Here is an 8,328-nt window from a genome sequence, read left to right as displayed (position 1 = left end):
TTCGACATCCGCTACCAGGACCAAAAGGTGACCCAGAGCTACGACCCGGCCGTCAACTGCCACGCGCAGTACGACATTCCGCTGAAGGTGGACGGGAAGAATGCAAAATGAAGAATGGAGAATGCGGAAGGAAAGGCACCTGATACGCTCATTCTGCATTCTCTATTCTTCATTCTGCATTGGCTCTCCCTCAAGGGCCGAAAGCACCTCCTCCTCGACCTCCCACTTCTTCAGGATGGCGAGGGCGGTGCGGGTGCCGAAGCCGGCGCGCAGCAGGGTGCGGAAGGTGCGTGCGGCCTCGCGGCCGTCCTTGGGCTTCTTCACCCGCTTGCGCGCCAGGAAGGCGCGCGCCAGTGTTTCTTCGTTCACGCCGGCGTAGGCTTCTTTCACCGCCTTCTCGATCACCTCGGCATGCACTCCCTTGGCCTTCAGGCCGGTGATCACGCGGCGCTTGCCGAATTTCTCGTTCTCCTTGCGGTAGGAAGAGTAGGCGGCGGCGTACTGCGCGTCGTTGAGGTAGCGCTGCTCCTTGAGCTTGAGGATGACCGCTTCCACCAGGACCTCGGCATCCTCGGCGCCGGCCACGCGCTGGCGCAGCAGGCGCTTGAGTTCGGCCACCGAGCGCATCTTGCGCCCCAGCGCGCCCACCGCGTACTCGTAGAGCGCGGGCGCGTCGTAGCTCTGGCGGCGCCGGAAGGTCATAGAAGGATTATTCACCACAGAGGCACAGAGACACAGAGGGAAAAAGAAAGGGCGCGCCGCAGCGCGCCCTGGCCGTGCGATCGCTTCTGTTCTTATCCGCCCTGGCGCCCGAAGCCCGCTCCCTCCATCTGCTCGCGCGCGGAATCGGCGGTGGAGGCGATGCCCTGCACCCGCAGCTTGAAGTCGTCGGGGTTGGAGGCGTTCTCCAGCGCCGTCTCGTAGGAGATCAGGCCCTGGGTGTACAGATCGTAGAGCGACTGGTCGAAGGTCTGCATGCCGTACTGCGAGGTGCCGGCCTGCAGTGCTTCCTTGATCATCCGGGTCTTCTCCGGGACGATGATGCACTCCTTGATGTAGGCGGTGGTCATGAGCACCTCGACCGCGGGGACGCGGCCGGTGCCGTCGGCGCGCCGCACCAGGCGCTGGCTGATCACCGAGCGCAGCACCGCCGCCAGTTGCAGGCGGATCTGCTTCTGCTCCGGCGGCGGGAAGACGGCGATGATGCGGTTGATGGTCTCCACCGCGTCCAGGGTGTGCAGGGTGGAGAAGACCAGGTGGCCGGTCTCGGCGGCGTGCAGCGCGGTCTGGATGGTCTCCAGGTCGCGCATCTCGCCCACCAGGATGGTGTCGGGGTCCTGGCGCAGGCTGGCGCGCAGCGCCGAGGCGAAGGAGGGCGTGTCCACCTCCACCTCGCGCTGGTTGACGAAGCCCTTCTTGTCGCGATGCAGGAACTCGATGGGGTCCTCGATGGTGATGATGTGCTCGGGGCGGGTGGAGTTGATGCGGTCGATCATGGCCGCCAGGGTGGTGGACTTGCCCGAGCCTGTGACCCCGGTGACCAGCACCATGCCGCGCTGCTCGTCGCAAATCTGCTCCACGATCTTGGGCATGTAGAGCTCGTCCAGGGCGCGGATCTTGGTGGGAATGACGCGCAGCACCAGCCCCACGTTGCCGCGCTGCTGGAAGACGTTCACGCGGAAGCGCCCCAGGCCGGCTACGCCGTAGGCCATGTCCAGCTCGGCCTGCTCTTTGAATTTCTGTTTCTGGCGGTTGGACATCATGCTGAAGGCCATGTTCAGCATGTCCTCGGCGGAGATGCGGGGCTGGTCGGTGAGCGGTACCAGCTCCCCGTCCACCCGGATGTGGGGGTAGTTGCCGACCTTCAGGTGCAGGTCGGAGGCCTTGCGCTCCATCGCGATGCGAAGCAGATCGTCAATATGCATGGGCGTCCCCGTTTGGGAAGCCGGTCCTGCGCCGCCAGTCCCCCGCAGGGCGCAGTTCCGCGGCTCTGAGTGGCCTGAAAGTACCACGGAGACAGGGATTTATCAATGCAGGAAGGGGTGCGGAGGGGGCGGGAGGCGCTTCCTCTCTCCCGCCCCCGGGTTCGCCCTTAGCCCTGCCAGGGCTCGTCGGCGCTGCCCCCGTAGATGCTGGGGATCTTCGACCCCATGGGCCGCAGGTAGGTGGAGAGCTGCCCGCGGTGGTGGATGGTGTGCTTGGCGATGAAGCTCAGGTACATGGCCGCCGGGAACTGGAAGGCGCCGTAGAAGTCCAGGACGTGGACCAGTTGGTCGGCGGTCATGGCCTTGATCTTGTCCAGGGCGCGGGGGAGGTTCTTGCCGTACCACTCCGCCAGATCGCGCACCGACTTAGACTCGTTCTTGTAGCGCTCTTCCATCTTGAAGGCGCCCTCCGCGATCTCCTCCGCGAACTGCACCTCCACGCAGACGATGTGCCAGGCCAACTCCCAGGCGCTGCGGGCCTTGGGGTCGGGACGGTAGTCGCGCTTGGCGTCGGGGATGGCCTCGATCACCTTGCGGGTGGTCTCCATCTCCCGCTTCAGGTCGCCCAACATGAGATCACGGTAGCAAAGAGCGAATTCCTTGTTGAGGGAAGGGGCTTGGGTGGCGGTAGCCATGGGGTTCCTCCTTTGCAAAACGCGCGCCGGGCGCAGTCGCCTGCGCCCCGGCCACTGCGGGATGATTGGTGATCTAGACGCCGACCGGCTGCTTGCTGGTGACGGGCACGGATGTGAGCCAGCCGTAGCGGTCGGGGGCGGTGCCGTTGACGATGCTGAAGAAGTCCTTCCGGATAGCTTCGGTGACGGGGCCCACCACACCCTTGCCCACGCTGATCTTGTCCACCGACCGGATGGGGGTGATCTCGGCGCCGGTGCCGCTGAAGAAGACCTCGTCGGCGATGTACAGCATCTCGCGGGGGATGCCCTGCTCCGCCACCGGGATGCCCTGGTCGCGGGCGATGCGGAGGACGGTGTCGCGGGTGATGCCGGCCAGCACCGAGTTGCCCAGGGGCGCGGTGTAGAGCGTGCCCTGGCGCACCAGGAACAGGTTCTCGCCCGAGCCTTCGCTGACGTAGCCGTTGGCGTCGAGCGCGATGCCCTCCACGTAGCCGTTCAGGATGGCTTCCATCTTGATGAGCTGCGAGTTCATGTAGTTGGCGCCCGACTTGGCCATGGCGGGCAGGGTGTTGGGGGCGATGCGCGTCCAGGACGAGACGCACACATCCACGCCCTCGTCGGCGCCGTGTCCTAGGTACTTGCCCCACTCGTAGTTGACGATGTAGACCTCGGTGGGCGAGCTGAAGGGGTTCACCCCGGCCTCGCCGTAGCCGCGCAGCACGATGGGGCGGATGTAGCAGGGCACGGTGCGGTTGGCCTGGACGATCTCGATGAAGGCGGCCACCAGCTCGTCGCGGCTGTAGTCCACGTCGATGCGGTAGATCTTGGCGGAGTCCAGCAGGCGCTGGGCGTGCTCGGACGCCCGGAAGATGGCGGCGCCGCCCTTGGGCTGGGCGTAGCAGCGGATGCCTTCAAAGACCGAAGAGCCGTAGTTCACCACGTGCGACATCACGTGCAGGGTGGCCTGGTCCCAGGGAATCAGCTTGCCGTTGTGCCAGATCTTCTCCGTCTTCTTGATGGCCATGCGGGCGGCTCCTTGGTGGCGCGAGTTGACTGCGACGGCCCCGGGGCGGACTCGTCAATTATATCCAAGCGTGGAGGGCGGCCAAGAGCCATTTTCGCGCGGGCCAAGGCCAATCGCGGGAGGAGGGCTCGCCGCCAGGACCGGCGATCAGGGCAGGCCCGCGCCCGCCGGGGCGGCGGGAGCGGGTTCCGCCTCCGCGCGGCTGTGGGCGGGCAACTCGTCGCCGCGGAAGTAGCGGCCGCGCGCGGCCCGCATCTCGCCCATGGCGGTGAACGGCTTGCTGTAGTCGTTGCGCGCGTTCCAGAAGAGGAAGCCCACCCCGCCGTGCGCCTTGGCCACGCTCACCTGCGTCTCCACGTATCCCGGGGAGTAGGTCTTGGTGCGCCAGCCGAAGGCCTGCAGCCACGGCCGCAGCACCACCCCGCTGCCGGTGGTGATCTTGCCGAAGCGCTCCATGGACTCGGAGATGAAGTGCTCGGGAGCGTCGCCGGGGAGCTTGTAGCCGTCCATGCCGAAGAAGTGCGAGGGATAGATCATGGGCGAGAGCACGTCGCACTCCTGGGCCATGCGCACGACGTCCTGCCCGGTGTGGGCGAGGTCCACCTCGCGCTGCCAGGCCATCACTCCAAAGACGTCGAGTGAGAGCAGCGCGCCCTGGGCGTGCACCTCGGCATAGGCCCGGTGCAGGAAGCCGGCGATCACGTCGGCGCGGATCCACTTGGGATGCTCGCTCTCGAAGGCGAAGCGCGCATCCTTCTGGTCGCCCTCGGCGGGAAAGCGCACGTAGTCGAACTGGATCTCGTCGGCGCCGGCCGCCGCCGCCTCCCGCGCCAGCGCCAGGTTGTACTCTTGCACCTCGGGGCGCGAAGGGTCGGTCCACACCAGCTTGCCGTTCTCCCGCCACGGCTGTCCCGAGCGCCGCGACTGCACCGCCAGCTCGGGATGGTGCACCACCAGCTCCTCGTCGCGGAAGATGGCGATGCGCGCGATGCCGTGCATCCCCAGCGCGTGCACGAAGCGCATGAACTTGGCCAGGTTGGGGATCACCGGACGGCCGCCGGGGGCCAGCCGGTGCTGGAAGGGGACGTTGACCACGCCGTTGGAGTCCTTCACGTCGAAGACCACGGCGTTGCCGCCCGCCGCGCGCCACTCCCGGATGATGCGCAGGCCGTGCTCGCTGCCCGCCATCAAGCCGGTGAGGTAGATGGCGCGCACCTCGAAGTCCTTCTTCACCGGGATGACCTTCTCCACGATGGGCTTGTCTTCCATGCCCGGGATCAGCACCGGCCCGGGCTTGAGGAAAGGTCCCTTCAGGTGGTTGGCCTGGGTGATGGCGGTCTCCAGCTCGCCTGCCGTCATGTAGTGGCTCTCCGGCAGGTAGAGCCGGACCAGCGTCGCCAGGGTGTTGCCCTTCAGCGCGGTGTAGATCTCGACGTGCGTGCCTGCGGGCTGGAGAAAGTCGGGAGGCAGTGCGGCCATCGGCAGCGCGGCCGGGGAAGCCGGGGCCTTGGGCGCAGGCGCGGCGGCGGTCGCTGCCGTCGCAGGTGCGGCTGCAGCCGCCGCGGGAGCCGCGGCGCGCGGCGCGGGCGTGACCAGCGGCGGCGCCATTCGCAGAAGCAGGACGGCGCACAACACCAACAGGCAGAGGGCTGCAGCTAGATTGCGAACGGGATGCCTTCTCATGAACACCGATTCCCGAGGGTTAGGGGAATAGTAACACGGCGGCGGAAACGCCCTTCAGTAGCGGCCCGGGTACCGGGCGGGAGCGCCGATCCGGTGGGCCTGGTGTCCGCCCCTTAGACGCCGTCGTCGCGCGCCGGGTTGCGGGATTTTTCTTGGCCCGGCTCGCCCCATGGCCGCCCCGCCCGCCACGAACCACCCCCAAGTGGCATCTAAGCGTACTAGGCAGGAAGAAGGACATGAAGACCGGACTCAATACCGTGCTCGATCCCACCCGGCGCAGCCGCGAAGTGGAGGAGTTCGAGGCCTACCTGCACCGCAAAGTGGTCGGCCAGGACGACGCCATCGCCAAGGTCACCGCCATGTACCAGACCTTTCTGGCGGGGCTGAACCCGCCCGGCCGCCCGGTGGGCAATCTGCTCTTCCTGGGACCGACGGGCTCGGGCAAGACCCGGGTGGTGGAGGTCATGGCCGAGGCCCTCTTCGGCGACCCCCGCGCCCTGCTCAAGATCGACTGCGCCGAGTTCCAGCACAGCCACGAGATCGCCAAGCTCATCGGCTCGCCCCCGGGCTACCTGGGCCACCGCGAGACCCATCCCCTGCTCACCCAGGAGTCGCTCAACCAGTGGCACAGCGACAAGCTGCGGCTTTCGCTGCTCCTCTTCGACGAGGTGGAAAAGGCCTCCGACGCCCTCTGGCAACTGCTGCTGGGCATCCTGGACAAGGCCACGCTCACCTTGGGTGACAACCGCCGCGTGGACCTTTCCCGCTGCCTCATCTTCCTGACCTCCAACCTGGGAGCGGGCGAGATGAACGGGCTGGTGGAGGCCGGCCTGGGCTTCGGGCAGAGGGGCGCCGACGGCGACGCCCGCCTGGACGAGCGCACGGTGCGCGCCGCCCTGGAAGCCGCGCGCCGCAAGTTCTCCCCTGAGTTCCTCAACCGCATCGACAAGGTGGTGGTCTTCCAGCGGCTGCGCCCCGAGCACCTGGAGCGCATCCTGGAGATCGAGTTGGGCATGGTGCAGCAGCGCATCCTCGAGGCCGCGAGCGAGCGCCAGTTCGTCTTCCGCTGCACGCCCCCGGTGAAACGCTTCCTCATCGATCGGGGCACCGACCCACGCTATGGCGCCCGCCACCTCAAGCGCGTCATCGAGCGCGACCTGGTCTTTCCGCTCTCCAACCTGCTGGCCACCGGCCAGGTACGCCTGGGCGACTTCATCCGCGTGGAGCTGGACGCGCGCGGCGCCCTCAGCTTCGTCAAGGAAGCCGAAGGGGTCAGGATCCCGGTGCTGGAGCGGTTCGGAGAAGAGTGGCCTCCCTCCGCGGCCGCCGGGCGCGCCGCGCGCGGGGCCGCCGCCGGCGCCGGCTCCACCGGCTCCCGCAAGTAGAGCGTCGCCATCCCTCGGAGTAGAATCCAGAGGTGGGATTCCACGCCGGGCGCTCGCTCGCGCCCCCTGGGGAGGGACTATGAGCCGCCATCCATTGCGCCAGCGTTCCCTGGCGCTGCTTCTGGCCAGTCTGTTCTTCGCGGTGGAATCGGTGGCGGTGGCGGCCGCGCCCGAGTTGCCCAATCCCGGGCGGGTCTCCTACAGCAAGGACCAGCAGCACCAACTCGGCCTGCAGGCCTCGCAGGAGGTCTACAAGCAGATGCCGGTGCTGCCCGACTCCAGCCCTGTGACCCAGTACGTGCAGCAGTTGGGGCGCCAGCTGCAAGCAGTCATCCCGCAGCAGGATTCCTGGCCCTACGAGTTCCACGTGGTGCAGCAGAAGGAGATCAACGCCTTTGCCCTGCCCGGCGGGCCCATCTTCATCAACGTGGGCACCATCACCGCCGCCGACAACGAGGCCCAGTTGGCCGGGGTGATGGCCCACGAGATGTCGCATGTGTACATGCAGCACTCGGTCAAGCAGGCGGAGAAGGCACAACTGGCGGAGGGGCTGGCGGGCCTGCTGGGAGCGCTGATCGGCAACTCCGGCGGCCTGGTGGGCAGCCTGGCGCAGGCCGGCATCCAGATCGGCGGCGGCATGGTCATGCTCAAGTACTCTCGCAGCGACGAGGCCCAGGCCGACGCGGTCGGCGCCATCATCATGTACAAGGCCGGCTACGATCCCCGCGCCCTGCCCGCCTTCTTCCAGAAGCTGGAGCAGCAGGGGGGGCAGCCGCCGCAGTTCCTCAGCGACCACCCCAATCCCGGGAACCGCGTCGCCGCCGTGGACAAGGAGATCGCCGACTGGCCGCAGAGAAAGTTCCTCGCTTCCGGCCAGTCCTTCGCGCGCGCCCGCCAGCAGGCCCAGGGAGTGAAGGCCTACAGTGCGCAGGAGATCGCCGACGGCGCCAAGCAGGGCCTGTGGGCGCGGCAGAACGCGCCGGGCGGCGCCGCCGTCCCCGCCGGCCAGCCCGCGCCCGCGGGGCAGCCCGCCCCCTCCCCCGGCACCGCGGCGCCGGGCGCGGGCTCGGTCATGCCCAGCGGCTCCTTCACCACCCTGAACAACAGCGTGCTCTCCATGAAGTACCCCGACAACTGGCAGGTCACGCAGAGCGACGGCGGGCTCACCATCGCTCCCGCAGCCGGGGTCTCGCAAACTGGTGTCTCCTACGGGGTGATGCTGGGCGGCTACCAGCCGCGCAACAGCGGTGGAGACGTGCTGGGGAGCGGCACCCAAGAGCTGGTTTCCGTCCTCACCCAGAACAATCCTGGTCTGCAGGCCAGCGGGCCGGGGGACGATATTCGCGTCAACGGGGTGGCGGGCAAGTCGGTGGAGATGAGCGGAGCCTCACCCCTGGCCGGCCCCGACGGCAAGCCCTTGCGCGAGCGCGACTGGCTGGTCACCCTCGTGCGCAGCGATGGCACCCTGCTCTTCCTGGTCTTCACCGCGCCGGAGAAGGACTTCGATCAGTTGGAGCGCACCGCCTTCGGGCCTATGCTGCGCAGCGTGAAACTCAACTGAAGTACTCAGTACCCGGTACTCAGTACTCAGAAAAAACCAAAGGCCGGCTCCCCGC

The 8,328-nt window shown here is 67.5% G+C and carries 7 protein-coding genes; 2 read left to right on the top strand and 5 right to left on the bottom strand.

The features are described from left to right. Positions 1-162: 162 nt before the first annotated feature. From VEG08_14440 to VEG08_14420, 5 genes are all read right to left on the bottom strand, one after another. Positions 163-702: a regulatory protein RecX gene (locus tag VEG08_14440; protein HXZ29189.1), complete on the bottom strand. Its 540-nt coding sequence runs from the start codon at positions 700-702 to the stop codon at positions 163-165. A gap of 92 nt (positions 703-794) precedes the next feature. After that, positions 795-1,925 carry a type IV pilus twitching motility protein PilT gene (locus tag VEG08_14435; protein ID HXZ29188.1) on the bottom strand — a complete coding sequence of 377 codons (1,131 nt, stop codon included), beginning with the start codon at positions 1,923-1,925 and terminating at the stop codon, positions 795-797. 167 nt (positions 1,926-2,092) lie between these two features. Continuing rightward, on the bottom strand, positions 2,093-2,620 hold the full coding sequence (locus tag VEG08_14430; protein HXZ29187.1) for a DinB family protein: 528 nt from the start codon (positions 2,618-2,620) through the stop codon (positions 2,093-2,095). A 73-nt stretch (positions 2,621-2,693) separates the two neighbouring features. Further along, entirely contained in the window at positions 2,694-3,644 is a 951-nt protein-coding gene (locus VEG08_14425; GenBank protein HXZ29186.1) for a branched-chain amino acid transaminase, read from the bottom strand. Positions 3,645-3,791: 147 nt separating this feature from the next. Continuing rightward, on the bottom strand, positions 3,792-5,252 hold the full coding sequence (locus VEG08_14420) for a putative glycoside hydrolase (GenBank protein ID HXZ29185.1): 1,461 nt from the start codon (positions 5,250-5,252) through the stop codon (positions 3,792-3,794). Positions 5,253-5,563: 311 nt separating this feature from the next. Between VEG08_14420 and VEG08_14415 the strand changes: the two genes are divergently transcribed. Together VEG08_14415 and VEG08_14410 are read left to right on the top strand one after the other, a co-directional pair. Further along, the gene (locus VEG08_14415; GenBank protein ID HXZ29184.1) at positions 5,564-6,712 is read left to right on the top strand and encodes an AAA family ATPase; all 1,149 of its coding nucleotides are present in this window, start codon (positions 5,564-5,566) and stop codon (positions 6,710-6,712) included. Between the two features lie 79 nt (positions 6,713-6,791). After that, on the top strand, positions 6,792-8,273 hold the full coding sequence (locus tag VEG08_14410; GenBank protein ID HXZ29183.1) for a M48 family metalloprotease: 1,482 nt from the start codon (positions 6,792-6,794) through the stop codon (positions 8,271-8,273). The last annotated feature ends 55 nt before the right edge of the window (positions 8,274-8,328 follow it).

The organism is Terriglobales bacterium (assembly GCA_035624475.1).
In the GTDB taxonomy this organism is placed as follows: domain Bacteria; phylum Acidobacteriota; class Terriglobia; order Terriglobales; family Acidobacteriaceae; genus DASPRL01.
Note: the sequence above shows the minus strand (reverse complement) of the source record. Positions and strands in the feature narration are given on the sequence as shown.